The sequence below is a fragment of the Arthrobacter sp. 01N442 genome (assembly GCF_056399345.1).
In genome coordinates this window covers 797,611-822,890 of sequence record NZ_JBFTRD010000004.1, presented here as the reverse complement: position 1 = coordinate 822,890, position 25,280 = coordinate 797,611, and the positions used below count along the sequence as shown (strand labels likewise).

Here is a 25,280-nt window from a genome sequence, read left to right as displayed (position 1 = left end):
ATCCAGAACAGCCTTCCGCCGCATCCATCCACTGATGAATCCAACGTTGAAGGCGGGGCCACATATAACCGTCACAACCTGCCCGGCGAGTCACGAAGTGGGGCCAGAAATAACCGTCCTACCGGGGCCATCCAAACCTGTCACAACCATAGAACCCCCTAGAACTTCCTATAACTTGCCGGATGCCGGGTGCGAACGGTGCGTGGGGAGTAGACGGCTGCCGCACTCCTGATGTGCCACCCGGACGACCGCTTACTCACGCCTGCTCAGTATCGTGTCCCCAACTGGCAGGTGGACGTCCGGACCGGTTTGAACGGAATCTCCGCAAGCCATCTTTTATACAGCTTTATATTCTTTATATAGGCCCATGCGAAGCCTTGACGACGCGTGACAGGCATCGCCGCCTCCAGGCCCTGTCAGGCGATGTTCGCACATGCATGTATCGCGGCATCGTTTCGAGCCGGCCCTGTGGCAGGATGTCTCCCATCATGGACAAGCGATTGCGGCGCGCACCTGACGCAGAGTGGGTGTTGATGTACCGACTCGGGCTGAGCCGGAAACAGATTGCTGACCTCGTTGGCGCCGAGCCCGCCACCGTCGGCTACCACCTCGTCATCGCACGCCGCCGGGATCCGGAGCTAGAGACTGCACACTTGGCCGCCGCGGGCACCAAGTCCGGACCATCCGTAGCGGACGTCGCCCGCATGGACGAGGTCGTCAGCTGGATTACGGCTCAAGGCCGGTTCCCCAGTGATGGCCCAAATGACAGGAATGAACGGGCGATGGTTCAGTGGCTCTCGGACCGCCGGCGCGAAGCACGCGCCGGCACGCTTCATCCCGCCTACGGCGAGGGCCTTGCCCGAGTCCCCGGGTGGGGCTGGAACCCCCGGACAGCAGCTGGGGAAGCCAGATGGCACCAGCGGCTGGCCCAGCTCGCGGACTTCCGCGCCGAAGGCAACGACTGGCCCCGCCACAAGAAGTGTGACTCCGAGCGGGAACACACCCTCGGCGTGTGGGTGCATTCCCAGCGGCAAAAGCACCGCCGCGGCGAGCTCGAAGCTGAAAAGGTCGAACTCATGGACGACGCCGTCCCAGGCTGGCAGATCGGAAGGACCCGAGGTCGCGCTCCCCGGCCGTAGGCGCGCAGCGCTGCGGCACTCGAAATGTCAGACTCACTGCGGAAAGGGACGGTGTTTCACGCGCGCTGCGCCCCGCGCACTAGGTCCTCCAGCCTCACCGGTTCAGTGACCCCGTTCGCAAGACCAACACTTCCGCTTTCAATATTCAGCTCGAGGTAGGGCGCGCATGTTGTCAGAGCCTCGTAGAGCCTCTGGCTCGCTTGAAGAAGCTCCCACGCAATATGAACGTCTCGCTTCCACGGCTCTGGATCGTTGGCTTCCGGCGGTTGAAGCTGGTTCAAGCCTTTTTTGGCAGGATAGAGGGCTAGAGCAACCGCGACATCGGGATCAAGAAAATACGAGGCTCCATCCATGCCGTCCAAGGCGACTTGAATAGAGTTGACAGTCACGGCGAGGAATTGCCTTCTCTCCGAACCAAAATTTTCGATGTTTCTCTCGTAGATTGACCGCGCACACCTCTCAATACTTGACCGGTCCCATGCGTTTGGATTCTGCTCGGCCGCTCCCGTCAGACGAGCACCACCGCGGTACCACGCCAGCATGAATGGGCCCATCTGCGCCAAGAACTGAAGAGCCAGCAGGTTGCGCGAATACACGCTTCGCTTCCGCCGCTCGCCAGGAATCTCGATCAGTATCCAGTTGAATAAGACCGCGCCGATGAGTGCATATGCCAGGTTACGGATGATCTCGCCGATGGCATGTCCGGGGAAGAAGAACTCTGGCCACTGTTGGCAGACCTCGATGACAAAAGCCACGGCGCCCAGTGCAACCATGGTCCAAACTGGCCGCTGCAGGGCTCGCTGAAGCCACGGTGCTTTCTTGATTGGTTGCTGCACGCGGGGGGAGCGCTCTGTCATTTCAGGAGCTGTTCCGAGGGGCAGCTCCTGTTCTTGGCTGACATTTGCGACCATCGCCAACTACTCCGCAATCTCCAACGCCGGCAGTCCAGCGACAATCTTGTTGGTCTCCAGTGACACCGTGACTATCCGCTTGATCAGGTCGATGATGTACCGCGGCTCGCCGACCTCGCGGCAATAGTCGTTCGGGTCGTTGGTGATTCGAGAGTCCTTGTGGATCTTCACTTGATATCGCTCCATAACCCACTTCAACGCTGACCACCCACTCATCAGCGTGAAGTCGTCAACTTCGTCCGGGATGCCCGCCAGTGTGATGTGGTGGTTGTAGATAATACGCGAGCGGTCATTGCGTCCAGCAAAGGCCATTTTGTTGACCCGGTAGTACTCATAAGCATCCGTGCCCGGAGCGCCGTGCGTGATCTCCTCCAGCGGGTACGGCTCGACCGTCTCGTAGTTCAGATGCAACTCGGCAAGTTCGCGGCCCGCTGTGCTGAAGCCGCGGAAGTTCCGGACCTTGGGGATGCGTGGCAGCATCTTCATCAGGTCCGCCCTGTATTGCTCCTTATAGGTTGGGCTGTTGAGCACGCCGTAGACATAGTAGAAGATGTCTTCCTTGCTGATGGCGGTGTCTTCGTAAAAGCCGCGGTAGGCCTTCAGCGTCGCATCCGTGATGTTGTCCTTGCGCCGGTAACCATCGACGACGTCGGGATCGACGTCGTCGAACAAACTGGGTTTCGCTCCGCTTGAGACAGGTTCGTAGCTGTAAAGGCTGAAACCCTGGAGTGCCGTTGCAACACCCAGTGCCGGAATCTGGTTCTGCATCAAAGAATAGAACTGGCCGGCCGATCCGGGGCCTGACAATGTGATCACGAGGTTCGTGTGAGCGGGCGTGGGAAACAGCTTTGGCAACTGACTTTGATCATTGTTCAGCTTGCGTTCGAAGTAGACGAATTGCCGGCAGAATGGCCTGTACTGGCTATCCCGCACCATCGATTCATCAAAACTTACTTTGTCGTCGCGGCGAAGACTAGTACGCAGCGAGCGATCCCAACTAATTTTCGTTGGGTCCTGATTGACGAACCCCAAGACCCCTGCGTCGTCTAGATTTAGTTGATCATTCTTATAACGGACACGGTCCGCTTCGTACGCAGCAGCGAGCCGGGTAACATTCTCTCGCAATTTTGCGGTACTGAAGTTGAAGGTCCATGCGTCGCGATTTGTTTTCAGTCCCGAAGAGTAGTTCACGAAGATCCCCGGGGTTGTTGGCCTGCCTTTGGTGGTTTTGTCGCCGATGGGCTGGTACCGGTCATAATTTTCGTCACGGTGGTTGATCCAGTCTCCGTGCTCGTTGGGTGTGATGGACTCCCAATCGGTATTCTCCAGCGACCCTTCAACTCGGAGTTTCTCCAGCTTCTCCGGTATCGACAGATAGTCCCCGATGTCTGAGTAGTGGAGGTCTGCCTGAGCAGTATGTTGTGAGTTCTTGATTAGCACGCATATTGCCGTTGAGGTCATAGTCCCTTGGCCGAACACGCTCCCACCTTCACGTTTCTGTTCCGCTGCTGTCTTTCCCCGGAGATGACCACGCAGGTTATAGACGAAGATCCGGCTGAACTCGTGGGCAAAGGTTTTCCGAATACCATCTGCGGTGTTGCCGTCGATGAAGGAGCCGTTGGATACGAAGGCGATGACACCGTTGTCTCTGACGCGGTTCGAGGCCCAGCGGATTCCACGGACGTATGAATCGTAGAGGCTGTTCTTGTTTGTTCCGGTCGACTGCTTGGCATACGTGTCGGCGATGCTGGCATCTAGGGCCGGATATTTTTGGTTTTGGTTGTTGTCGTTCGCGCTTGTTTGCCCTGTGGAATAGGGCGGGTTCATGACGATGACGCGGATGTCCTGGTTCTTCTGACGGATCACGCGTTCGTGATTCTCAGGGAAGATCCCCGTTGTCTCAAGCTGGCCATCGCTCTCATTGAGCTGGAAAGTGTCGGTCAGGGCGATCCCGTCGAACGGAACGTAGCCAGTCCCGATCCTCGCGTTGGCAGCCACTTCCGAGTACACCGTCTCGATGTTGATGGCAGCAATGTAATAACTGAGCAAGACGATCTCGTTTGCGAACATCTCCTCCGTGTATTTCCGGTGCAGGTCTTCCGGCTTGATCAGTCCGATCTGCAGCAACCTGGTCAGAAAGGTTCCCGTCCCCACAAACGGTTCCAAAATGGAGACGCCTTCGTCGGAGAGCGACTTCCCGAACTCCAGGCGCAGGGCAGCGTCGGCTGACCGCAGGATGTAGTCCACCACGGGCACCGGAGTGAACACGATGCCAAGGCGGTCGGCGATGCGCGGGAAGGCGTTACGGAAGAAGTTGTCGTAGAGCTCAACGATGATGGACTGCTTGGCAGCGGCATTGTCGATCTTGGAGACACGTGCCCGCACCGACTCGTAAAACTTCTCCAAGCCCTTGCTTTCTTTCTCGAAGACAGCATTGGAGCCTAGTTGGTCAAGGATGTTCTGCATCGCCCGGGAGACGGGGTTGTGCTCGGTGAAGTTGGAGTCGGCAAACATGGCGTCAAACACCGGTTTGGTTACCAGATGCTGGGCCAGCATCTCCACCGCCTGGGCATCATCAATTTCCGGGTTCAGATTTTCCCGGAGGCCGGCGACGAATCCGTCGAAGGCGGTACGGTGCGAGGAGTCGGCGTCCGAGAGCAGGTCGTTGATCAGGTCGATGTGCTTCTTGGCGATGGAGGCAATGTCCTTGGACCAGTCCTCCCAGTACATGCGGTTGCCGCACTTGTCCACGATCTTCGCGTAAACAGAGTCCTTCCACTCCTCCACAGGGAACGTCAGGGTCGTCTGCGTGCCCGGGTCGACGGGTCCTGGCCCTGGCTCCACGTCCGGAGAAGGACTCGGATCGATGACCGGCCCCTTCTTCTTCGGCGCCAAGTCGATTTTGTCCACAATGATGGACTCGGGAGCCTTATTGTTCAGCTCGATCTGGTTGATCGAAGAATCCATCCGTTCGTCGTGGGCGCGCAGTGCCTGGAGGACTTGCCAGACAACTTTGTAGCGCTGGTTGTCCTTCAGCGCCTCCGAGGTAGACATTCCTTCCGGGATGGCGATCGGCAGGATGATGTAGCCGAACTTCTTGACCTCACCGGTCTCGGCGTCGACGTGGTTCCGCATAACGCGGCCGACGGCTTGGATGACATCGACCATGGAGTTTCGCGGATTCATGAACAGCACCGCATCGAGGGACGGGACGTCAACGCCTTCGGTGAGGCAGCGGGCATTGGTGAGGATTCGGCAGGTTGGCTGCTTCTTTTTCGGCCACGACCCGTCAGCGTTGCGTGGCGCGGTGCGGTCGTCGACCTGGATGACGTCAGCATCGGCTTTCAGCCAGTCGAGCCGCTCCCCGCGGCGGACAGCGTTGAAGCCGCCGTCTATGTGCTTGACCTCGACCCGCAGGTCATCTGTCGGGTCGTCGTTGGTCAGGTCAGTGAGGTGCACGCGTGTGAGTTCCTGGAACTCTGCCTCGATAACTTGGGAGGCCTTGATAGAGCGGTTGAACGCCACCGCCCGGCGCATGGGCTGCCAATCTTGGCCGAAGCCGTCCTGGAATTCGCCGGCCCGCCGTTTGGCCAAGCCGTTCCAGACGCCCACGAGTTTGGCAATGTCGTCGATGTTGAGTTCGCTGTTGCTGTCGGCCAACTGGTCCTGGAAAGTGGTCCGCACCTGTGTCTCGTCGACGCCCAGCACCAGCACCTTGTAGTCGGTCAGCAGCTTCTGCTCGACGGCCTCGCCGAATCCGATCCGGTAGAACACGGGCCCGTAAATGGACTGGTCATCCATGGAGCAAAGGACCGCGTCCTTTTCCCGGGCCGCGTCTTTGGTGTTGTCGTTGAAGATCCGGGGTGTGGCCGTCATGTAAAGGCGCTTGGTGCCGGATATCCAGTGGTTGTCGTGGATCTTCACGAAGTGCGATTCGCCGTCGCCGGCGAGCGTGGCGCCGGTGGTGCGGTGCGCCTCATCGCAAATGATCAGGTCGAAGTCGGGCAGGCCGGCCTGCTGTGCGGCACGCACGGCGTCGATGGACTGGTACGTCGAGAACACCACCGTCATGCCCTCATCCAACGTGCGCGAGTTCATGGCCTCAATGAGCCGCGCGCCGTCGGTCGTGGCAGGGATCTGCAGATCGTGGAGCGCAACATCGGTCAGGTCGGTGTCCTTGACGCGGCCGACTTTGTTGTCCGAGCACACTGCGTATGCGTGCATAGGCTGCTCGGTCTCGTCCGACCATTCCTTGAGGGACTGGGACATCAGCGCCAGGGACGGCACCATGAACAGGACCCGGACATGGCCCAGCTCTTCGGCGATCCGTTCGGCCAGCTTCAAGGACGTGAAGGTCTTTCCGGTGCCGCAGGCCATGATCAATTTGCCGCGGTCATTGTCCTCGAAGCCTTTCAGCGCCGCCTGGACAGCCTTGTGCTGGTGCGGGCGCAGCTGCTTCTTGTCGAACAACTTCGGCGTAGTGGGCGCCGTCAGATCGTAGGTCGACCAGTCAATGTTCGAGTGTCGAAAGTCGCTCAAACCGATCCGTTGCACCGGCACATGCCGGTCGTCGAGCATCTCCAGCGCGTTGTTCGACCAGTCACCCTCGGTGGTGTCCACGACGACCGCGTTCGTGAAGGGCTTCTTTGAAGATGCCGACAGGAACGAGTCGATGTCGTGCTTCTGGATCCTGTAGCCAGGCGCATAGAACTTCACTTGGATGGCGGTCAGGCCACCGTCGGTACGGGCGGCGACCAAGTCGATGCCATTGTCCTTGTTGGTGAAGTTCTCCGGACGGTCCGGCCAGTCCCGCCACAACCACACGTCCGTGTACTGAGGTGCGTGAACGCCGTCGTTCTCCAGATACTGCACCACCAGCTGTTCGAGGTAGCTGCCTTTCATCCTTTCGGAATCCGAAAGGGCGCGGTAGGTGCCAAGCAGCTCGTCAAACGTAGTGGTCACGGTGTCCCCAAGGTGGTGCGGATATGAAAGAAAGGAAGCCCCGAGGGACTTCCACTGATTGTATGTGGCGTACATCGCCGGGCTGTGCCTTCCCCGGCCGGTCATCCCATTTTCCTCGCTTCTTCGATTCTCCAGGTGAACCTGCGACAGGGGGCGGGGGGACATGACGATTCAAAGGGGCCCACCAAGACCCGCCCGCGGAGCGGGCCGTACGATACCTAGGACAGCTGGGAGGCGGCCATGGTGATATCAGCGAGCGAGGCTCAACGGGACCTTTTGGGTCTGATCGAGCGCGTCAACCGCGATCGCATAGAGGTTGAGATCACGTCCAAGCGCGGATCAGCCGTGCTGATGTCGAAAGATGAATACGAGGGCCTGATGGAAACGAGCTACTTGCTGCGCTCACCTGGGAACGCGCAACGCCTGCTCTCAGCTATCAGATCGGCTCGTGACACCTAGTCGGCCTCGTCCAGAACCCTCACTATGGCCCTGAGCGCTTTAGGATCCACCGGGCCGAGCGCCCGGGAGGCGAATTGACGGACTTCTTTTCTTCTAATATGACGCAGCAGGGCCAGGCCCGCTTCCACCTGCTCTGGGAGCTTGCTGTCCTCATGGCGAAGATACTCCGGATCTACATCAAATACGACCGCAAGGGCGTCTAGGAGCTCATCGGGGATTATCTGCTCCTTGCCACTCTTGAGCAGTGACCACCGTGTCCGCGAGATGTAGTAACCGGTCGCCTTCGCGGCATCCCTGATTGCCGGATAGTCGAAGGGGCGCCCGGACTCGGTCATGATGACGTCCACAAGAAGATTGATCTTCCCCGCGAGCGACTCGGCCCGTCGTATGGCGGCAATGCGCCCCGGGCACGGATCAATCACGGGTTGACCCTCTTCCTTCGCGCTGAATGCGGATCATAGAGAGGCTTGCCCGAAGGCGTAACACACTTCGCCCCCGGTGCAGCCCCGCACTTGGTGCATGCGTAGCTCTGGGCAGCCTTGGCCATCACACCGTAGGGATTGTGAACGGCATTAGGTGCAACCCTTACCTTCTGCCATTGGGCACGAATTTCCTCAAATTTCGGTTCCGCGGATGCGCCAGATGCACTGGATTGCACCCTCTTGATATTCGTTAGTTTGCGTCTGCGACTCGTAGGCATGAACAAAGCATTCCAGATAACGGAGCCTTAAGCTAATGCGCCGGTGGGCGGAGAGATTAAGGAATTTTTAGGCGTTTATCATCAGACTGCCGCGTGCCTTATTTACAAAATAGGCTGATATCTCAGGACTTACCGACGGAATTTAGGAACCCGGTATGCCGAATATATACAAATGAGCACCCCTGTCGTGAGATTCGTGTGATTGCCTATTTGAAACTGTCTACACGCGCTTGGATCGCCTGATAAACCAGGAAGAGCTCGCACTATGCGAGGGGCGGTTTCGGGTCTGTCGCGAATCCACAACGGGGTGCCCGGGCCACCAGCACACTCCAGCATCACAGCCGTGCTGAACGCCGTGGAAAGTCAACCTGGCGCGCCTAAAATGATCTGCGCCGTAGCCGACGTCATATCCCGCCGGGCGGACCCTTCGTGTATCAATACGAGGGATCGCCACGGGGCGCTCCGACGACGACCTGGGGAGAACATGACCCAGACCACTAAGCAGGACCTTGACGCTGACCTGAAGAGCCTCTTGGACGGGATTGACTCCATTCTGCCGAAGCCGTTCCCTGCCTGGCCAGGTGGTTACCCGCACCAGATCGAAGCTGCACTTGTCGACGCGGTCCTGTCCATCCGGGCCCGCTAGGGCAGAGCCGACAGCGGCGTCCGTGCAGCGGTGAGTCGCTAAAAGGTCGCCGTCGGCGATCAAGCCCCGAATAGCCTGTCGCGGCTTGCAGATTTCGACGAGGCAAAGCTTGGCGAAGTCCTGCGCAACCGCCAGATGACGGGCCCCGAAACAAAGGCTGCAGCGATCGTGAACGCCGCCGTCTCCCTGTACGGATGCGGAGTCGAAACTGCGGCCGACATTGACCCGACGGATCCGGCACAGAAGGCCGCTTACGTGAATGTCCCTGGACTCGGGCCGGTGACATGGTCCTACTTCACAATGCTGATCGGCTCCCATGACGTGAAGCCTGACACCTGGCTTGAACGTTCCGTGAAGCTCGTCCTTGAAACTCCGAACAGAGAGTCCGACGAATACGTGCGCCGGCTGGTGAATGCCGCCGCTGCCGTGTTCGGCATCGATCCGCGCGTCTTGGACCACGCCATCTGGCTTTACATGCGCAGTCGCGAGGCATAGGCCCGGCCGCGGCGGCTCACAAGCCGCTCAAAATTCGTCCACCAGAGCCACTTCGTCCGGCCGGACCTAGCTGTTCCACCACGGTGCATCGTCATCTCGCTGTTGGTCCGCGCCGGCAGCCGTGACTCTCTTCGCGAGGTCAGCCCATGGCGTCGAGCTGCCAGAGAGTTCGCGGACTTTGGTGATGCCGACGCTCTTTAGTCCGGTCGCAGCCAGAACGCTGCGCGGCACAACGTGGAACTCCCACTGGGACACGTTCAACTGGTCGTACTTGGCGTGCTCCGTCTCAACGTGTGCGCAGAAAACGTAGACCATCGCGTTATAGCGTCTTCCCAGCGGATCCATCCCGTCTCCCGGTGCGCGCGGGTGATAGCGCGTTCCCTGTAAGCCGGAAAACGACAAGGCGCTGGGCTTTTTCTGTTCCCAGGACTGCAGGTAGGCCGACGATTTTATTTCAACCGTGATGTCACCAACGAGTAAATCGTAGGAATCCCACTCGACACGTCTCAGAGGTGTGATGCCAAGCGCTTTGCCGACCAGGAACTCTGCCAGATAGCCGCGCGCGTTGTTCATCCGTAGGTCGCCGAGGGCGAATTGCCAGAACTCCCGGACGGTCGTACTTGGTATCCCGGTGAAGGCCTCGTCGCCGGAAAGACTTACGGACGTCGGCGGCACGAGCCAATGGATCTCATCTGCCATTCACGCAGCCTACAGTTTGAAGGGGCCTATGAAACTCATGACCTACCAAGTTGGCAGCTTCCTCTGGGCGAGTCTCTTCACAGCCTCCGGGGTCGGCCGACCTCGTTGCTCGTCCAGGGCGACCCTCAACTGCGCGGCCAGGATGTTGCGACGTACGTGGAGCGCCAATTCTCTCCGAGCCTCCGGATCCATACGGAGCCTACCGTCCGGCGTTCTCAGCGTATCGAATGGGGACGGAAGCGGCGGGGGCGTCCGCTGCGCCAATCTAATTACGGCCGGTGGAGTCTCACGCCCCCGGGCCTCGTCCAAGGCGACCCGAAGCTGGGCCGATCGGATTCCACTCCGTATGCGCAGAATGGCTTGTTCCCTGGAGGCCTGGCCCTCGTCTTCGGTTGCGGGCATCGGTTCGCCCCTTTCTGCCCATTGCGTTCATGATTGCAGAGTGTCGCGCAGCCGCCAAGGGTTCAACCACGGCCTGCAATCGCCAGCGCCAGCCCATGTCCCGACCGGGTCGGGTCAATGTGTTCGTCCTAGTGCTCGTGGTCACGCCGGTGCCCAGTCGCCCCCGGAGGACCGAGTATTCACGGGCCCCACCAGACTCTCTGGCCAAAAATGGGCCACATTTGGGCCAGAAATGGTCCCAGGATCCGGAATCCGCGTCGTTCCGGCCATTTTTGGGCCGTTGGTGGCCCAAAAATGGGCCCCTTTTGGCCCTTCAAACAGCTCAAAAATACTCCGTAGCCACCGTGACCGGATTTGGGCCAGATATGGCCCAAAAATGGGCCGTATCTGGCTTAGCAAGTGCATTTGGACGCTCCGAAGCCCTGGCGCCTTGGGTCGAAGCCGGAAACGGCGGGTCCCAAGGGCCATTTTTGGCCATTCTGTGGCCACTTTTGGTCAATTTCTGACCAAGAATGGGCCAGTATTGGCCCCAGCCCATGGACGCCAAGCCCGGGCGGGCGGAGGCACTGGAACGGCAATTGCGGGACCGCCGCGTCGGCAGTCCTGGCGAGTGGGAGAGCCATGCCGCCCCGACACTGGGCCACCACGTCCAGAACGGCTCCGGGCGGCGTGAAGCGACGCTGCAACCACCGGCGGAGCGCTGCGGCCACCCCCTGAGCAGGAGCCGAGCCGTGCTCTGACGGCCGGTGAACCGGTCGGCGTCCCAGCCCTGCGGCCACTGCCGTGAGGGCGTTTGGACCAGTCCCTGACGGGCCGGGAAACCTCATTGGAGGATGTGCTTGCAGCAGCTGCTGCGCAGCGCCTTCGGCACCCCAGCTGCTCCGTCTGTCTTCATTCCTCAGACTCCGCCCCGCAGCACCTCGCAGGGGACTGCTGCTCCTGCGTCGCAGCGCCTGCTGGTACGAGATCCATAGACGGGGACTCCGTCCCCTTTTTGGGCTTCAACCGGTGCCCGCTCCTTCGTCGCAGACCCCGTAACGCTGCTCCGCAGCACGCTTTCCACCGGGTGCCATGCACCTAAAAACCCGGTGGAAAGCCAACAGCCCAAAACCCGCGGAAAGTGGCGTCACTTCAACCCGACCTTCCACCAGTGGAAACCGAGAACGGTCGGGTTGAAAGCGAGCGGTGGAAGCCACTTTCCTGCGGGCCCAGTCGCGCGGCCACGGTGTCCACGCGGTGCCATGCACCTCAAATTTGCGTGGACAGCCAAGGGCCCGAAACCCGCGGAAAGACGTGTCAGTGTCCACCCACTGTCCACGCGTGGACAGCTAAATATGGCGAGGGGACACAACATGGTGGACACGTCTTTCCCACCATTGACAGTCCAAACAGCGCTCCTACCGGGTGCCATGCACTATCAATCCCGGTCGGAGCCAAAACGCCCAAAACCCGCGGAAACCAGCGCCACTCCAACCCGACCTCCTACGAGTAGGAAGCAAAAAGGGTCGGGTAGGAACGAAGCGGTAGGCGCCAGTTTGCGCTGACGTACCAGCAGAAAACCCGTCGATCTTCCGCTAGAGCTCCAGATACGACGGAATGAGTAACAGGGCATAAGGAAAACTGGCACCTCGCTTCGCTTCGGTGGTCGGCGCAGCCGACGGTTTTCGGTCACTGCGCTCCCTTCCCCACCAACGCTGACGCGTCGCTGGGGTGCCCCTGAAACCATCGCTGGCGCGAGTGGTTCCAGCCCCCGGCGACGCTGTCGCGGTCCCTGGACAGAGACTCCTGCGACTGGCGCCCCAGGCGTCTCTGAGACAAGCGGAAGAGCAGCGCCATTGCCCCGCGGCAGCCTCGCGACAAGGGCAGCGTGAGGGTGCCGTTCGGCACCGGTCGGCTGGCGCCGACCCGGGGGTTGGAGCAGAGACGTTGCATCTACCGCAACCCACCCGCTGAGCTCGCGCGGTCAAGACCTTGGAGTGAAGATCACCGTGCCCCCGGAAGTCCAGTCAGGCACCTGCCAAGACCGTCACCGCCGGTGACCCGTTCCGGGACAAGTGCCGGGTAACAGCGACCCGCCTGCCCTACGTGCAGCGTGCTGTGCTGAGGATCCAGGGACTGTGCCTGAATAGACCCGGTATCTGGCAGAACGTGCGCCGGCGCTGTTCGTCCTGCAGAGCCCCTGGCGACGAGCCAGCAGACCATCCGAACGCCCCGACTGCTCTGCCCCATACAGCGCTGATCCGGGCGGGGACTACGGACACGCATCCACCTAATTTAAGCGGAAATCATTTCTGTAATGATTTCCGTAATGAGGAGTGGCCCCGCAAGCAGACGGATCGGCATGTCCGGACTCAAACCTTCGGGACGACATCCAGCGTCGCGGCCACGGCCTCCCAGGTCGTAACGCGGCGGCCCTTGCCGATAGGACAGATGGCGACGCTCATCAGAAACTCAACGATGGAACGGCGACGAGCGAGGGTCTTCGAATCCCACCACGAGCGCACGTCCTCAACGCCGACCAAGTCGGCAAAAGGACCCAGACTCACGGCGCTCGTGATTTCTGAGTCGACGATTCTCAGTTGCTCTTCTATGTCGTGGAGTCGGTCCTGCGCGGCTGCCAACCGCGCAGGGTCATCATCGATAAGCAAAAAGACGTTTTTCCGGGACGCTCTGAGTGCGTCTCGGCGAGTGTGCAGCGTAGCCATGTCCACCTTGGCCGCCTTGGGACTCAACAACGTCGCAGCGTCAGTCTCCGACAGCCGGGCGATGCAGAGCATGGAGACGTATTCGTCGATGAGATCGCCGTTGCGCATGAAGTGGCCGTTGATGCAGCGATAGGCGTGGTAGCGCTGCGTGGGAGCCGTTCCGGAACCGTCCTTGCGAGCCGTCGGATGCGTCTCTCCCCGTGCTGAACGGACCGGCACGCCGCACACGGAGCACCTTGCCAGGCCGGAGAGGAGCCATCTGCGGGCCGTACCGTTGTGGTTAGGTTTGACACCGACGAGGCGGTCGCGTGTCGCGACCAGTTGCTCGTGCTCCACGATTGCCTCCCAGGCGCCGGCGGTGCAGGCTTGAAGGTCGATATGTGCCAGCTCATGCTTCCCCGAAGGTTGTGCTGGCGGCAGCAGAGCCGCGTAGAAGGGGTTCATGAGGATGCGACGCACCGTGGCCGAGCGCCACCGAGCGCCTTTCCGTGTGGTCCTGCCGGCGTCGTTAAGGTCTCTGGCGATCTGTCCGAGCGACGCGCCGACGAGGAACTCGGCGAAGATCCGGCGTACGTCAGCGGCCTCACCTTCGTCTATGACATAGCGAGTGCCCGTCGAGTCTCGTTCGGCGGCGGGTAGCCACCGGTACCCGTGGGGCGTCATTCCGGAGGTGGGATGCCCCTCCTTCCGGCGCTCGGCGGCGTAGCGAGCCGCCCGCGCCGCCTTGATCTTCACCTCACGCTCGGCGAGGAGGATGAGTTGCTTGAGCAGGAAGTCATCGATCTCGGTGTCGATGCCCTCACGGATCACCACCACACGGATGTCCCGGCGCGGCGGGCGTACATCGAGGACGTCGGTTAAGCTGCGGGTAAGCCGGGAGGTTTCGGTGACCAGCAAAACTTCGAACGTGCCGGCGTCAAACTCACGCAGCATCCGAGCCCAGTCCGTTTTCGGACCACGGGCCGAGCTGGCGCCGACGTCGTTGTCCCGGAACTCGGCGACCGTCTTCCAGCCCCGCCGGACGGCCTCCGTCCGGCAATCGTCGAGCTGTTGGGCGATGCCCTGGTCGACGTCTTCCGACTGCCGGGCGTATATGGCGACGCGGAGGGGAGGAGCAACGGCAGTTGTCATGCCAATCAGAATAGTCCAAAGTATGCTTTGAAAGACGCACGGTAGCCGCCGTCGGTTTCGCAGGTCTGCTCGTGCTGATCATGCGCAGCGACGAGGTCCGGGGCTTTCTGCTGAACCTCATCCGCACTGCGCTGGCGCTGCCGTGATCCGGCGCTCCCGGGGCAGGCCGGCCGCCCTGGCACATACCTCCGCGCAAACGGGAGTTCGCCGCCCGCGGGACCTCGCCGCCTGGATGCGAGGATCCCGGGCGGTCAACAGCGCAGCAGCAGCCCGGGGCGCGGTGACGGCCGAGTTCGCCGTCGCGCTGCCGGCCGTGGTCCTCCTGCTTGGCTTGCTGCTGGCCGGATCCGCCGCGGGGTTGACGCAGCTTCGGCTCGAGGAAGCCGCCCGGGCCGGCGCGAGGGCGCTCGCGCGCGGTGAAGACGCAGCCGCCGTCGGTGGGATCGTCCGGCAGCTTGCCGGGGATTCGGCGTTGGCTGCCGTGGCCTCCGACGGCGTCTGGATCAGCGTCACCGTGTCCGGAACCGTCAGCGGCGCGGTGGGTCCGCTGGTCCCATGGACCCTCACCGCGAAGGCGTGGGCGCGGAGCGAGGCCCCTGACGCGCCGGCCCCTGACGCGCCGGCCCTCCCCGCCCCGGCGACGGCGCACCTTGCCCTCGCCTGTCAAGCGTGATGCCGGCCGTGGTGCGGGACCCGGAACTAGGTGCGGGGACCGTCCTGGCGTTGGGCCTGGGGATGGTGCTGCTGCTGGCTATGACCATCGTCGTCCTGCTAGGCCAGGCCGCGGTAATGGCGTCGCAGGCCGCGACGGCAGCGGATATGGCTGCACTCGCGGCCGCGGATGCCGCCCGTGGACTCACCAGCGGCGAACCCTGTGCCGTCGCCGCCGACGTCGCTGGCCGCCATGGTGCGCGGCTCGTGGGCTGTTCGGTCGAATCCGGCGACACCGTCCAGGTCCGGACGGAACTCCGATCCCGCACGGTGTTCGGTTCGGCCACCGGCCTGGCCCGGGCAGGACCTCCGCCGGCGGAGGGCACCGGGCCGGCGCACGGGCCCAGGTAAGCGGGGCCAGGGAAGCGGGCCCCGGTGAACGGTCGCCGCTCTAGCCCGGCTGGTGGCTGACGTGCCCGGCGGCCGGCGCGGCTCCCTGGTCCTCGGCACCGCCGCCCATGAGGTCGGTGGCGTCGGCCAGCAGCATCTCGATAAGCGTGACGGCGGCGTCCTTGTCCAGCGGGTTGTTCTTGTTTCCGCATTTGGGCGACTGGACACAGGACGGGCAGCCGGACTCGCATTCGCAGGCCTTGATGGCGTCGCGTGTCGCGGAGAGCCACAGCCTGGCCTTGTCGTAGCCGCGCTCGGCGAAGCCCGCGCCGCCGGGGTGGCCGTCGTACACGAAGATCGTGGGCACGCCGGTGTCGGCGTGGATGGCCGTGGACACGCCGCCGATGTCCCAGCGGTCGCTGGAGGCCACCAGCGGCAGCAGCCCGATGGCCGCATGCTCGGCTGCGTGCAGGGCGCCGGGGAACTGTGCCTCGATCAGCCCTGCGCCGGTCAGGGAGCGGTTGTCCATCACGAACCACACCGCCTTGGTGAAGAGGTCCCGGGCACCCAGCTGCAGCGGTTCCTCGCCGAGGATCTCGTTCGAAATCAGCGCCTTGCGTTGGAAGGAGACCACCTGTGTCGTCACTTTCACGTCGCCGAAATGCACCGCCACGTCGCCCCACTGCGTGGTGCGGAGCGTCTCCAGGACCTCGATCTGGGTCACGTCCCGCGCGGTGGTGTAGTAGTCGGGGTTGGCCCGGCGCACGACGACGCAGTGCTCGTCTTCGTTCAAATCCTCGACGACGTAGCTCTCGCCCTGATGGACGTAGATGGCGCCGGTGTGCGCCTGATAGTGGGTCTGGGGTGAATCCATGGTGCCGAGCAAAGACCCCGTGTCGGCGTCCACAATGCTCACCGGACCGCCGCCGTCGGCGCGCAGGTTCACCATGGCCGCGGCGCTCTGGGGGTGGGTCCAGAACCAGCCCGCGGGACGTTTGCGCAGGTAGCCCTGGGCGACCAGCTGGTCAAGCAGCTTCTCGGCTGTCGGGCCGAACAGCTGCAACTCGGCGTAGCCCAGGGGAAGTTCCGCGGCGGCGGCGCACAGGTGCGGCCCCAGGACATAGGGATTGGAGGGGTCGAAGACGGTGGCCTCAACCGAGACATCGAAGATCGCCTCCGGGTGGTTCACCAGGTACGTATCGAGCGGATCATCGCTTGCGACGAAGGCGGCGATCGCATCCTGTCCGGCGCGGCCCGCCCGGCCGATCTGCTGGAACAACGACGCGCGGGTTCCCGGCCAGCCGGCGACCAGAACTGCGTCGAGCCCCGAGATGTCGATGCCCAGTTCCAGCGCGGACGTACTCGACACCCCCAGCAGCTCGCCGGAGCGCAACGCCTTTTCCAGGGCCCGCCGCTCCTCCGGCAAGTACCCGGAGCGGTAGGCTGCCACGCGTTGCGGCAGGCTGGGGTCCACCTCATCGAGGAGGCGCTTGGTGATGGAGGCGATCGTCTCGGCTCCGCGGCGCGATTTGATGAACGCGATGGTGCGGATGCGGGAGGAGACGAGGTTGGCCAGCAGGTCCGAGGTTTCGGCCACGGCGGTCCGGCGTTCCTTGGCGCCATTTTCGCCGCGCAGCTCCGTCAGCGCGGGTTCCCAGAACGCGACGGTGGTGGCGCCGTGCGGCGAGCAGTCCTCGGACACCGCCCGGACCGGAGCGCCGATGAGCCGGCCGAAGGAAGTGCCGGGGTCGGACGCGGTGGCCGATGCGGCGATGAACACAGGTCCGTGGTGGGACGTGCCGGGACTGTAGTAGGCGCAGATCCGGCGCAGCCGCCGCATCAGGTTGGCTACGTGCGAGCCGAACACGCCGCGGTAGCTGTGTGCCTCGTCCACGATCACGTAGCGGAGCCGGCGGAAGAACCGGGCCCACCAGGCGTGGTTGGGCAGGATGCCGAAATGCAGCATGTCGGGGTTGGCCAGGATGACGTTGGCGTGGTCCCGGATCCAGCGGCGGGATGCCGGGTCGGTGTCGCCGTCGTAGGTTTCCGCGCGGACCGTGGGCAGGTTGAGCGAGCGGATGGCGGCCAGCTGGTCGGCGGCGAGCGCCTTGGTGGGGGAGAGGTAGAGGGTGACGGCGCCGTTGTCGTGGATTTTGCCGGGGTCGGCCAGGACGCGCAGTTCGGAGCGGTGCACCGCGTCCAGTGCCGGCAGTTGGTAGGCCAGGGACTTGCCGGAGGCGGTGCCGGTGGCGATCACCACGTGTTCGCCTGCGTGGGCGAGTTCGGCCGCCTGCACCTGGTGGCGGTAGGGCTCGTGGATGCCGAGCGAGCCGTACGCCTGCACCAGATCGGGGTGGACCCACTCCGGCCACGGTTCGTTGACGGCTTTGCGGGCAGGAATCGTCCGCACATGCCGCAGCTGTTCCGGCTCCGGGCCGCGGCCCAGCAACGGGATCAGGGACTCATGTGGATTCACTCCAACATTGTTTCACCCGGGCTCAAATCGCCCGGGGCAGGCATCGACGCCGGGACCCGGCTCACCCCACGGACAGGTCGGCACCCTCGTCTGAGGCGGAGAGCATCAACACATGGCACACCGTGGTCCAGCCAAGATGCGAGTAGAGCTGCTGGCCGTCGAGGGAGGCCAGCAGGAGCCCGCTCTCGACGTCGTGTTCGAACGCCTGCGCGGCCAGGGCCCGCATGATGAAGCTGCCGAGTCCGCGCCGCTGGAACCCGGGTTCGGTAACGATCTTGTCGAAGACAGCGGTGTGGCCCGCGACGAACACCCGCCCGCTGGCGGCCACCTCTTCGCCGGCGTAGACCACGGCGTGGTGGACTCCGCCCGCCGTGGAGGGCACCCAGCGCAGGTCGTCGTCCGGAAGCCAGGGGTCCTCGGCGTCCTGGGTTTCCATGTCCACGATCATCATGGTCTGGGTGGCGGACGTGACGTTCAGCCCGTTCTGCTGGGCCAGGGCCGTGTAGCGCGGCACATCGTTGGTGAGGATCGTCAGGATGCGGGCCGGGACTTCGGCGGTCTTGGCCGCCAGCGCCTCGAACTCGGATTCCGAGGGGTCATGGGCGAAGTATTCCCATTCGTGGGTCGTGTCAGCCCTGAGCGCCGCGGGGAAGCGGCCCTCCGTGCGCGTCTCATAACCCCGGCAACCGGCCCACCCGGCAACCCAGACCTCAAGGAGGTGGGTGGTGTCGTCAACCATGGCTTCAAGACTCATGAGATGAGCGTATTCCAGCCCCGCCACAAGCAACAGGGGCCGGGTTCGGTGAGGGCCGTTGCTTACGCAATTGTGACAGTGAAGGGCGCCCCCCGCGCCTGCGCCGCCGCCTAAGCGCCGGAACCCGCCCCCGGGTTTTGCCCCGCCCAGTACGCTTAAATACGTGGCTTTGAATCGAATTGTGCTCTTTTACGGCTTTACCCCGATCGCGGACCCGGAGGCGGTCCGGCTCTGGCAGCGCGCCCTCTGCGAGAAACTCGGGCTGACCGGGCGGATCATCATCTCCAAGGACGGCATCAACGCGACCGTCGGCGGCGAAATCGGCGCCGTCAAGCAGTACGTGAAGACCACCCGGGAATACAAGGGCTTCCGCGGCATCGACGTGAAGTGGTCCGACGGCGGTGCGGCGGACTTCCCCCGCTTGAGCGTCAAGGTGCGCGACGAGATTGTCTCCTTCGGCGCGCCGGGCGAGCTCAAGGTGGACGAAAACGGCGTCGTCGGCGGCGGACCGCACCTGGCACCCGAGGAACTGCACCGGCTCGTGGAGACCAAGAAGCAGGCCGGGGAAGACGTCGTCTTCTTCGACGGACGAAACGGCTTTGAAGCGCAGATCGGGAAATTCAAGGACGCGGTCGTTCCCGACGTCGCGACCACCCACGACTTCATCAAGGAACTCGAGTCCGGCAAGTATGACGCGCTCAAGGACAAGCCGGTGGTCACCTACTGCACCGGCGGCATCCGCTGCGAGGTCCTCTCCAGCCTGATGGTCAACCGGGGCTTCAAAGAGGTCTACCAGCTCGACGGCGGCATCGTCCGCTACGGCGAGGCCTTCAAGGACCAGGGGCTCTGGGAAGGCTCGCTGTACGTGTTCGACAAGCGAATGCACCTGGAGTTCAGCGAGGATGCCAAGACCATCGGCCAGTGCGTCCGCTGCGCCGCCCCCACGAGCAAGTTCGAGAACTGCTCCAACCCGAGCTGCCGCACCCTGACGCTGTACTGCGCGGATTGCGCCTCGGACCCGGCCACCCTGCGGTGCCCGGACGGCTGCGCCGCCTGAGGTCACGCCCCGCCTGAGGTCACGCCCCGCCTGAGGCCACGCCCCGCCGCCACTAACGGGCGGCGCTCAGATCCTGCTCACGCGGTACGCGAAGTTCGCCGGCGCCTGGGATTCGATCCGAACCTTCAGCAACGTGTCCGCGCCGAGCTGCACCACGTTTACCCGCGAGGTGCCGCACCGCAGGCTCAAATCCACCAGAACGCTCTCCTTGTCCCGGACGGTGAATGACACCCGCCGGGTACTGCGGCAGACCAGCGTCAGGGCGTAGGTTCCGCTCGGCAATTGCGTGGTGGTCTCAGTCCGCGTCGCGCCGGCGTCGAGCAGCCCATAGCCCGTATGGAAGACCTGGCCCTGGGCATCCGGTATCGCTTCCCCCACCCAGTGTTTGAGTTCCGCCCCCATCACCGGCCGGTTCATGGCGGGGTCCTGGGGGAGGGCCGCGTCCGTGAACGTGGTCGCTTGCGACGAAGCCTCCCCGGCGGAACGACCGTCGTCGTAGCTGTACTCGCAAGCGGCCAGCCACGAACTGCACGCCAGTGCAACGGCCAGCACGACGGCGGTGAGCACGCCGCGCGACCGCAGCGGCAGGGTCGCCTGCGCGGAGGGCATACTCCGACTGTATGCCCGGCCGCGACGGCGGGCCAGAGCACCGCAGGCCTGGCGATTGCGGCCCTATGCGGACGGGCGGCGCTCCAGCCGGAACCCCACCGCGGCTGCCGGATCGGGTTCGGTTGTATTCGGGGCGATTTGCACCGTGGTCGGCCCCGAACCCAGCTTCACTACAGCCTCGACGGGCCGCCCGCACGTGACGCTGCGCGTCAGTCTCGTCCCGTCCCGGCGGTCGGGCTGTGTCACCGTCAGGCGTACGCTCGGTGTTCCGGCGCAGGCGATCCGCACGGTATACGGGCCGCCGGCCGTGCGCGGCGTGGTCTGGCGGAAGCCGACCCCGGTGAAGGCCGACATCAGTTCGTTTTTGGACGGGCCCCCGAGGAGCCGCTGAACTTCCGTCATGCTCTTGGCAGTCTGGGCGGCCAGCTCCGCATCCTGGGTTGGCACCGGCGGCCGGGGTGCGGCCGACCTTGCGGAGGGAGCCGCGTCGGGACCCGGCACGCCGACGTCGTCCGCGACCTCACAGCCGGCCAGCCCTGCCGCCAGCACCAACGCGAACAGCGGCGCCCAGGCACGGGCCCTTTGCTTACCCCCAGCAGCAATCATGCCCCGAGCCTAGTGGCAGCGACGCCCGGCGCAAGTCAGGTCAGGCCGCGGCCACCAACTGGTAGGCAAAGATGAGCGGGGCGTCCACGCTCGAGGCGCTGATCTTCAGCGTGCCGGCGGAGGGCACCTTGATCCTGGCGGTTTCCCGGCTGCCGTTGCAGGCGGCCCCGGCCTCCGTGAGGTGGTTCCCGTCGAGGGTGACCTCGAAGAACTCCTTGCCGCCGCCGTCGCACGTCATGGTCAGCGTGTAGCTGCCGGCCGCGACCCTGGCGTCCTTCGCGACCGGGTCACGGTTCAGGATCTTGCCGGCGTCGGCCAGCACGACGCCGCTGGCCGACGGCAGGGCGGTGGCTTTCCAGGCGTTCACGTCAGCGGATTCGATGGAGCCCCCGGGTGCGCACGCCGAGACACCAACCACGACGGCGGCGCCGGCCGCAGCGGCGAGGAGGCGACGGACGACGCGGGAGCGGGACGGCAGCGGCGGAGCATAAAGCATGCCTCCAACTTACCCGTTGGGACCGCGCCTTCCTGAACCGGGCCCCGGACCCCTAGCTGGCGATCAGCTCGAGCACCCGTCCCCGGTGCAGTGCCAGATACACCCGGTCCCGCAGCCGGTTCGCCTCCGCATCCGTCAGCGTCTTCGCCAGCGGTTGCAGAACCAGCCGGACGAGGACGTTCACCTGGTCCGGGCCCAGCTGGAGCCGCTCGACGGCGGCCGCCGGGAGCGCCGCCGCCGGCGTCACCGACCGGATCTCCAGCGACGCCAAGACCTCGGCATCAGCGCCGATCGCGCTCCGGGCGAGGTCCCCGAGCAACTCGCCGTCGACGTCATCCGCGCTGCCAAGCACCAGCGACAGATCCCGGCGCACCTCCGGCATGGCCGACACCGGCCGGTACGGCTCCAGGTCCTGCAGCTGCGCCTGGATCTCCGGACGCTCCGAGCGCAGGAGCCTGATGTCGCGGATCCCCTTACGCAGCATCAGCGCCCGGTCCAGGCCCAGGCCCAGAGCAAGCCCGGCCCAGCGGCGGGGATCCAGCCCGGAGCCGCGCAGGACCCGCGCCGCCACGAGCCCGCATTCGGCCAGCTCAAGCCATTCCCGGCTGCCGTCGGGCAAGGTGAGCAGCACATCGAGCTGCTGCCCCAGCGCCGTGTAGCTGTGCTCCGACGGTGTCGCCCGCCACTGAACGTCCGGATTCTGCGCGGCCGGGAGGACAGCCTCCACCACTGCGGCCATCATCGCGTGCAGTTCCCCGGGGCCGAGCAGGCCCCGGGCCTTGAGCCGCCACAGATCGACCTGGTGCGGCGCGCCCACATGGGTGCGGTCCACCGCGTCGCGCCGGTAGACCAAGCCCGGCAGCACATGCAGCCGGTCATAGTGCCCCAGCTCGCCGCGGAGCGTGTCCAGCAGCGCGGGGACGCCGGCCGAGGCGTGGCTGCGCAGCATCACGGTGGGGCTGACGTGACGGGAATAGCGCGAGTCGCGGGTGACGTCGTCAGCGGAGTAACCCAGGCGGTCGTAATTGTCGGCGGTGGCCACCAAGGGGCTGTGGCGGTGCGTCACGGCCGGGATATCCCAGACCCGCTGCACCCCGCCGACCACCTCCGCCAGCATCAACTGGACGGCGTGCGGTCCGGCGGCGGGATCGGAGAGATCACGTACGGCGAGGGCGGAATTTAACTCGGGCAAAGAAAGGTAAGTCTTCATGGTGTGGGGGTCCTTGGGTTCCAGGGGCGGGGAGGGGAAATCACCCTCAGCCGCTGCGCCGGACGGACCCCGGCGGCCACAGCTAGGCGCGCGTCAAGAAGCCCGTGCGGCCGATAGGCGGCCGAGGGCTGATAAATCGCTGCTGCATGCGCATAGGTCCATCGTATGTCAGGGCACGGCCGACCAAAAGGCCGCGGCCGGCCGGTTGGAAGACCTCTTGACCTTGACGCAGCGTCAAGCTTTAGGCTCGGCATAGCGGCCAGGAACCCATGGCGGCGGGAGGGAGAACCATGGACTGGTCGGTTCAACAGGTCGCGAAGATCGCGGGAACCACGAGCCGGACGCTGCGCCACTACGACGCCGTCGGGCTGCTCAAACCCAGCCGGGTCGGGGACAACGGCTACCGGTACTACGACCAGGCCGCACTGCTGCGACTGCAACGCATCCTGCTGCTGCGGGACCTGGGCCTGGGCTTGCCGGCCATTGCCGAGGTCCTCGACCAGGAGCAGGAGGCCGAACCCCCGCTGGCCGGCCACCTCGAATGGCTGCGCCAGGAGCAGGACAGGCTGGCGCGGCAGATCGCCTCGGTCCAGCACACACTCAGGGAAATCAAGGCAGGGAGGGAACTCATGGCAGAGAAAATGTTCGACGGCTTCGACCACACCCAGTACAAGGGCGAGGTGCAAGAGCGCTGGGGCAAGGACGCATACGCGCAGGGCGACGCCTGGTGGTGCGGGATGGGTGCTGCCGAAAAGGACGCATGGAAAGAGCGGTCCACGCGGCTAAGCCAGGAGTGGGTTACGGCGGCGGAGTCCGGCGTCGCCCCGGACGGCCCGGAAGCGCAGGACCTCGCCCGGCGCCACGTCGAATGGCTCGCCGGGATCCCGGGAACCCCCGCGGCCGGCGGGAACGTAAAGCAATACCTGTCCGGCCTGGGCGAGATGTACGTTGCGGATCCGCGCTTCGCCGCCAACTACAGCGGCCCCGCCGGGGCGGCATTCGTGCGGGACGCACTGCAGGCTTACGCGGACAAGCACCTCTAACGCCGCAGCGCAGGGACGGCGACATAGCCGGGGCCGCGTGGAGCTGGGCGGGAAACCACAGCACGGAAGGCGCCGCGCCTAAACTTGTCCGGTGACTCCTTCTACGCTTTTCACGGCCGGCAACACCCCCGACGCCCCCCGCAGCGATCTCCCGGATCTGCTACCGGCGCTCGCCGCGGATCTGCGCCGCATCGGCTATACGGTCGACGGTGTCGCGGAGCTGCTTGGGCAGGCCGCCCACGCGGCCCTGGCCCGGGACCAGCTCATTCCGGCCCTGATCGTCACCGAGCAGGCTGCCCAGGACGGGACGACGGCGGCGCTCGCCGCCGTCGTCCGCCTGTGGCTGCTGGCCGAACCGCAGTCGACCGGAACGCTCGACGCTGCCCTGCCGGGCATCCGCACCGAAGGACTGCTGCAGCTGGGCCTGGTGGAGGCATCGGGGGACGGCCGGGTGCAGGCGAAGGTGGACCTGCGCCCGTACGGCTGGGAGGGGAGCTCCGGGGAAGACACCGTCAGCAGCGGCGGGGCCGAGCTCTGGGTGGCAAGCGACCTGGCCGCCCACCAGCGGCCGGGCGTGCTGCGCCACGACCATGTGCTGGGGATCGGGCAGGCGTCCACCACCCTGGTGCAGGTAACGGCCCGCCGGCATGTGTCCCGCGCCCTGGACCTCGGCACCGGCTGCGGCATCCAGACCTTCCACCTCCTGCACCATGCCGAGCACGTCACGGCTACCGACATCTCGGAACGTGCCCTGGCCTTCACCCGCTTCAACCTGATGCTCAACGCGGCGGCGCTGCAACTGGACCCCGCCGACTTGGAAAGCCGGGTGAGCTTGCGGCTGGGCTCGTTGCTGGATCCGGTGGCGGGCCAGGAATTCGAACTGGTGGTCTCCAATCCGCCCTTTGTCATCACCCCGCGCGGCGCCGGGGAAACCGCCGCGGACCAGTTCACCTACCGCGACGGCGGCCTCCCGGGCGATGAGATCGTGGCCGCACTCGTCCGGGACCTCCCTTCGGTCCTCGCCCCCGGCGGCACCGCCCAGCTGCTGGGCAACTGGGAGATCCCGGCGGGCACAGCGTGGGACGACCGGCCGCGGAGCTGGGCCAGCCCGGACGCGGACGTCTGGTTCATCCAGCGCGAACAGGTCAGCCCGGAACAGTACGCCGAGACTTGGCTGCAGGACGCCTCCGAAGCGCGCGACCGGCGGCTCTACCAGGAGTCGTACGCCGCGTATCTGGACGACTTCGCCGCGCGGAACGTGGAAGGCATCGGCTTCGGAATGATCTGGCTGCGGCGCCCCGCGGCCGGCGCCCGGCCGGTGATCTCCCGCTTCGAGGAGATCGGCTACCCGATCGAACAGCCGGTGGGTCCGCACCTGGGCGCCGCCGTCGAGCGCGCCGACTGGCTGGCCGCGCACGAACTGGAATCCGCGCACCTGGTGGTGGCCGACGACGTCACCGAGGAAAGGCACCAGCGCCCCGGCGCCGAACACCCCGGCGTGATCCTGCTGCGCCAGGGCGCCGGCCTGCGCCGCACCAATTTGCTCAGCACCGAGCTGGCCGGCTTCGTTTCAGCGTGCGACGGCGAACTCTCCGTCGGGCAGATCATCGGCGCCCTTGACGCCCTGCTGGGCGGCTTCGAGGGGTACGACAGTGCGGCCTTCCGGCAAGGGCTCCTGGACGAGGTCGGCAACCTGGTGCGCGACGGTTTCCTGCTCCCCGCCAGCGACTGATTCCGCG

At 64.5% G+C, this 25,280-nt stretch carries 21 protein-coding genes and 1 pseudogene; 10 read left to right on the top strand and 12 right to left on the bottom strand.

Annotation, left to right across the window (positions count from 1 at the left end):
• Positions 1-488: 488 nt before the first annotated feature.
• Positions 489-1,139: a helicase associated domain-containing protein gene (locus AC1DNC_RS11240; RefSeq protein WP_476862612.1), complete on the top strand. Its 651-nt coding sequence runs from the start codon at positions 489-491 to the stop codon at positions 1,137-1,139.
• A gap of 56 nt (positions 1,140-1,195) precedes the next feature.
• Here the strand turns inward: AC1DNC_RS11240 and AC1DNC_RS11235 are convergent, their stop codons facing one another.
• Both AC1DNC_RS11235 and AC1DNC_RS11230 read right to left on the bottom strand, forming a co-directional pair.
• Positions 1,196-2,056: a hypothetical protein gene (locus AC1DNC_RS11235; protein WP_476862611.1), complete on the bottom strand. Its 861-nt coding sequence runs from the start codon at positions 2,054-2,056 to the stop codon at positions 1,196-1,198.
• Positions 2,057-6,952, bottom strand: a complete 4,896-nt coding sequence (locus AC1DNC_RS11230; protein WP_476862635.1) for a DEAD/DEAH box helicase — start codon at positions 6,950-6,952, stop codon at positions 2,057-2,059.
• 300 nt (positions 6,953-7,252) lie between these two features.
• Here AC1DNC_RS11230 and AC1DNC_RS11225 point away from each other — a divergent pair, with 300 nt between their 5' ends.
• Entirely contained in the window at positions 7,253-7,471 is a 219-nt protein-coding gene (locus AC1DNC_RS11225; RefSeq protein ID WP_476862610.1) for a type II toxin-antitoxin system Phd/YefM family antitoxin, read from the top strand.
• Here AC1DNC_RS11225 and AC1DNC_RS11220 read toward each other — a convergent pair.
• Positions 7,468-7,893 (bottom strand): hypothetical protein, encoded by a 426-nt coding sequence (locus AC1DNC_RS11220; RefSeq protein WP_476862609.1) that lies wholly within the window; start codon positions 7,891-7,893, stop codon positions 7,468-7,470. The two genes, AC1DNC_RS11225 and AC1DNC_RS11220, sit on opposite strands and share 4 nt — an antisense overlap.
• A complete protein-coding gene (locus AC1DNC_RS11215; RefSeq protein ID WP_476862634.1) occupies positions 7,890-8,018 on the bottom strand; it encodes a zinc finger domain-containing protein in 129 nt (42 codons plus the stop codon). Before AC1DNC_RS11215 ends, AC1DNC_RS11220 begins: the two co-directional genes overlap by 4 nt.
• Before the next feature lie 637 nt (positions 8,019-8,655).
• On the opposite strand from AC1DNC_RS11215, the gene AC1DNC_RS11210 reads away from it, so the two are divergent.
• Positions 8,656-8,817 carry a hypothetical protein gene (locus tag AC1DNC_RS11210; protein WP_476862608.1) on the top strand — a complete coding sequence of 54 codons (162 nt, stop codon included), beginning with the start codon at positions 8,656-8,658 and terminating at the stop codon, positions 8,815-8,817.
• 168 nt (positions 8,818-8,985) lie between these two features.
• Positions 8,986-9,312 (top strand): hypothetical protein, encoded by a 327-nt coding sequence (locus tag AC1DNC_RS11205; protein ID WP_476862607.1) that lies wholly within the window; start codon positions 8,986-8,988, stop codon positions 9,310-9,312.
• A gap of 66 nt (positions 9,313-9,378) precedes the next feature.
• Here the strand turns inward: AC1DNC_RS11205 and AC1DNC_RS11200 are convergent, their stop codons facing one another.
• Together AC1DNC_RS11200 and AC1DNC_RS11195 are read right to left on the bottom strand one after the other, a co-directional pair.
• A complete protein-coding gene (locus AC1DNC_RS11200; protein WP_476862606.1) occupies positions 9,379-10,011 on the bottom strand; it encodes a hypothetical protein in 633 nt (210 codons plus the stop codon).
• A gap of 2,753 nt (positions 10,012-12,764) precedes the next feature.
• Positions 12,765-14,249 (bottom strand): recombinase family protein, encoded by a 1,485-nt coding sequence (locus AC1DNC_RS11195; RefSeq protein ID WP_476862605.1) that lies wholly within the window; start codon positions 14,247-14,249, stop codon positions 12,765-12,767.
• Positions 14,250-14,287: 38 nt separating this feature from the next.
• Here AC1DNC_RS11195 and AC1DNC_RS11190 point away from each other — a divergent pair.
• The 3 genes and pseudogenes from AC1DNC_RS11190 to AC1DNC_RS11180 all read left to right on the top strand — a co-directional run.
• Positions 14,288-14,395: pseudogene (locus tag AC1DNC_RS11190) on the top strand (DUF4244 domain-containing protein); the annotation flags it as partial.
• 86 nt (positions 14,396-14,481) lie between these two features.
• Positions 14,482-14,922 (top strand): TadE family type IV pilus minor pilin, encoded by a 441-nt coding sequence (locus AC1DNC_RS11185; RefSeq protein WP_476862604.1) that lies wholly within the window; start codon positions 14,482-14,484, stop codon positions 14,920-14,922.
• The gene (locus tag AC1DNC_RS11180) at positions 14,922-15,311 is read left to right on the top strand and encodes an Rv3654c family TadE-like protein (RefSeq protein WP_476862633.1); all 390 of its coding nucleotides are present in this window, start codon (positions 14,922-14,924) and stop codon (positions 15,309-15,311) included. The genes AC1DNC_RS11185 and AC1DNC_RS11180 overlap by 1 nt, the downstream gene beginning before the upstream one ends.
• A 40-nt stretch (positions 15,312-15,351) precedes the next feature.
• Here AC1DNC_RS11180 and AC1DNC_RS11175 read toward each other — a convergent pair whose 3' ends face one another.
• On the bottom strand, positions 15,352-17,766 hold the full coding sequence (locus AC1DNC_RS11175; protein ID WP_476862603.1) for a DEAD/DEAH box helicase: 2,415 nt from the start codon (positions 17,764-17,766) through the stop codon (positions 15,352-15,354).
• A 61-nt stretch (positions 17,767-17,827) separates the two neighbouring features.
• The gene (locus AC1DNC_RS11170; RefSeq protein ID WP_476862602.1) at positions 17,828-18,520 is read right to left on the bottom strand and encodes a GNAT family N-acetyltransferase; all 693 of its coding nucleotides are present in this window, start codon (positions 18,518-18,520) and stop codon (positions 17,828-17,830) included.
• A gap of 163 nt (positions 18,521-18,683) precedes the next feature.
• On the opposite strand from AC1DNC_RS11170, the gene trhO reads away from it, so the two are divergent.
• Positions 18,684-19,577, top strand: coding sequence for an oxygen-dependent tRNA uridine(34) hydroxylase TrhO (trhO, locus tag AC1DNC_RS11165; protein WP_476862601.1), 894 nt, complete (start codon positions 18,684-18,686; stop codon positions 19,575-19,577).
• Positions 19,578-19,643: 66 nt separating this feature from the next.
• Here trhO and AC1DNC_RS11160 read toward each other — a convergent pair whose 3' ends face one another.
• The 4 genes from AC1DNC_RS11160 to srmL form a co-directional block, all read right to left on the bottom strand.
• On the bottom strand, positions 19,644-20,186 hold the full coding sequence (locus AC1DNC_RS11160) for a DUF6023 family protein (RefSeq protein ID WP_476862600.1): 543 nt from the start codon (positions 20,184-20,186) through the stop codon (positions 19,644-19,646).
• Positions 20,187-20,249: 63 nt separating this feature from the next.
• A complete protein-coding gene (locus tag AC1DNC_RS11155) occupies positions 20,250-20,792 on the bottom strand; it encodes a hypothetical protein (RefSeq protein WP_476862599.1) in 543 nt (180 codons plus the stop codon).
• A gap of 40 nt (positions 20,793-20,832) precedes the next feature.
• Positions 20,833-21,288, bottom strand: coding sequence for a hypothetical protein (locus AC1DNC_RS11150; RefSeq protein ID WP_476862598.1), 456 nt, complete (start codon positions 21,286-21,288; stop codon positions 20,833-20,835).
• 52 nt (positions 21,289-21,340) lie between these two features.
• A complete protein-coding gene (gene srmL, locus AC1DNC_RS11145; RefSeq protein WP_476862597.1) occupies positions 21,341-22,498 on the bottom strand; it encodes a PheS-related mystery ligase SrmL in 1,158 nt (385 codons plus the stop codon).
• 290 nt (positions 22,499-22,788) lie between these two features.
• Between srmL and AC1DNC_RS11140 the strand changes: the two genes are divergently transcribed.
• Positions 22,789-23,541 (top strand): MerR family transcriptional regulator, encoded by a 753-nt coding sequence (locus tag AC1DNC_RS11140; RefSeq protein WP_476862596.1) that lies wholly within the window; start codon positions 22,789-22,791, stop codon positions 23,539-23,541.
• 91 nt (positions 23,542-23,632) lie between these two features.
• The gene (locus AC1DNC_RS11135; protein WP_476862595.1) at positions 23,633-25,273 is read left to right on the top strand and encodes a DUF7059 domain-containing protein; all 1,641 of its coding nucleotides are present in this window, start codon (positions 23,633-23,635) and stop codon (positions 25,271-25,273) included.
• The last annotated feature ends 7 nt before the right edge of the window (positions 25,274-25,280 follow it).

What these genes read in the sequence shown, in the direction of transcription:
- AC1DNC_RS11170 (WP_476862602.1), bottom strand. Translation starts at nt 18,520, where the DNA reads ATGAGTCTTGAAGCCATGGTTGACGACACCACCCACCTCCTTGAGGTC.
- AC1DNC_RS11195 (WP_476862605.1), bottom strand. Translation starts at nt 14,249, where the DNA reads ATGACAACTGCCGTTGCTCCTCCCCTCCGCGTCGCCATATACGCCCGG.
- AC1DNC_RS11230 (WP_476862635.1), bottom strand. Translation starts at nt 6,952, where the DNA reads ATGAAAGGCAGCTACCTCGAACAGCTGGTGGTGCAGTATCTGGAGAAC.
- AC1DNC_RS11225 (WP_476862610.1), top strand. Translation starts at nt 7,253, where the DNA reads ATGGTGATATCAGCGAGCGAGGCTCAACGGGACCTTTTGGGTCTGATC.
- AC1DNC_RS11150 (WP_476862598.1), bottom strand. Translation starts at nt 21,288, where the DNA reads ATGCTTTATGCTCCGCCGCTGCCGTCCCGCTCCCGCGTCGTCCGTCGC.
- AC1DNC_RS11160 (WP_476862600.1), bottom strand. Translation starts at nt 20,186, where the DNA reads ATGCCCTCCGCGCAGGCGACCCTGCCGCTGCGGTCGCGCGGCGTGCTC.
- AC1DNC_RS11200 (WP_476862606.1), bottom strand. Translation starts at nt 10,011, where the DNA reads ATGGCAGATGAGATCCATTGGCTCGTGCCGCCGACGTCCGTAAGTCTT.
- AC1DNC_RS11140 (WP_476862596.1), top strand. Translation starts at nt 22,789, where the DNA reads ATGGACTGGTCGGTTCAACAGGTCGCGAAGATCGCGGGAACCACGAGC.
- AC1DNC_RS11240 (WP_476862612.1), top strand. Translation starts at nt 489, where the DNA reads ATGGACAAGCGATTGCGGCGCGCACCTGACGCAGAGTGGGTGTTGATG.
- AC1DNC_RS11155 (WP_476862599.1), bottom strand. Translation starts at nt 20,792, where the DNA reads ATGATTGCTGCTGGGGGTAAGCAAAGGGCCCGTGCCTGGGCGCCGCTG.
- AC1DNC_RS11210 (WP_476862608.1), top strand. Translation starts at nt 8,656, where the DNA reads ATGACCCAGACCACTAAGCAGGACCTTGACGCTGACCTGAAGAGCCTC.
- AC1DNC_RS11185 (WP_476862604.1), top strand. Translation starts at nt 14,482, where the DNA reads ATGCGAGGATCCCGGGCGGTCAACAGCGCAGCAGCAGCCCGGGGCGCG.
- AC1DNC_RS11180 (WP_476862633.1), top strand. Translation starts at nt 14,922, where the DNA reads ATGCCGGCCGTGGTGCGGGACCCGGAACTAGGTGCGGGGACCGTCCTG.
- AC1DNC_RS11215 (WP_476862634.1), bottom strand. Translation starts at nt 8,018, where the DNA reads ATGGCCAAGGCTGCCCAGAGCTACGCATGCACCAAGTGCGGGGCTGCA.
- srmL (WP_476862597.1), bottom strand. Translation starts at nt 22,498, where the DNA reads ATGAAGACTTACCTTTCTTTGCCCGAGTTAAATTCCGCCCTCGCCGTA.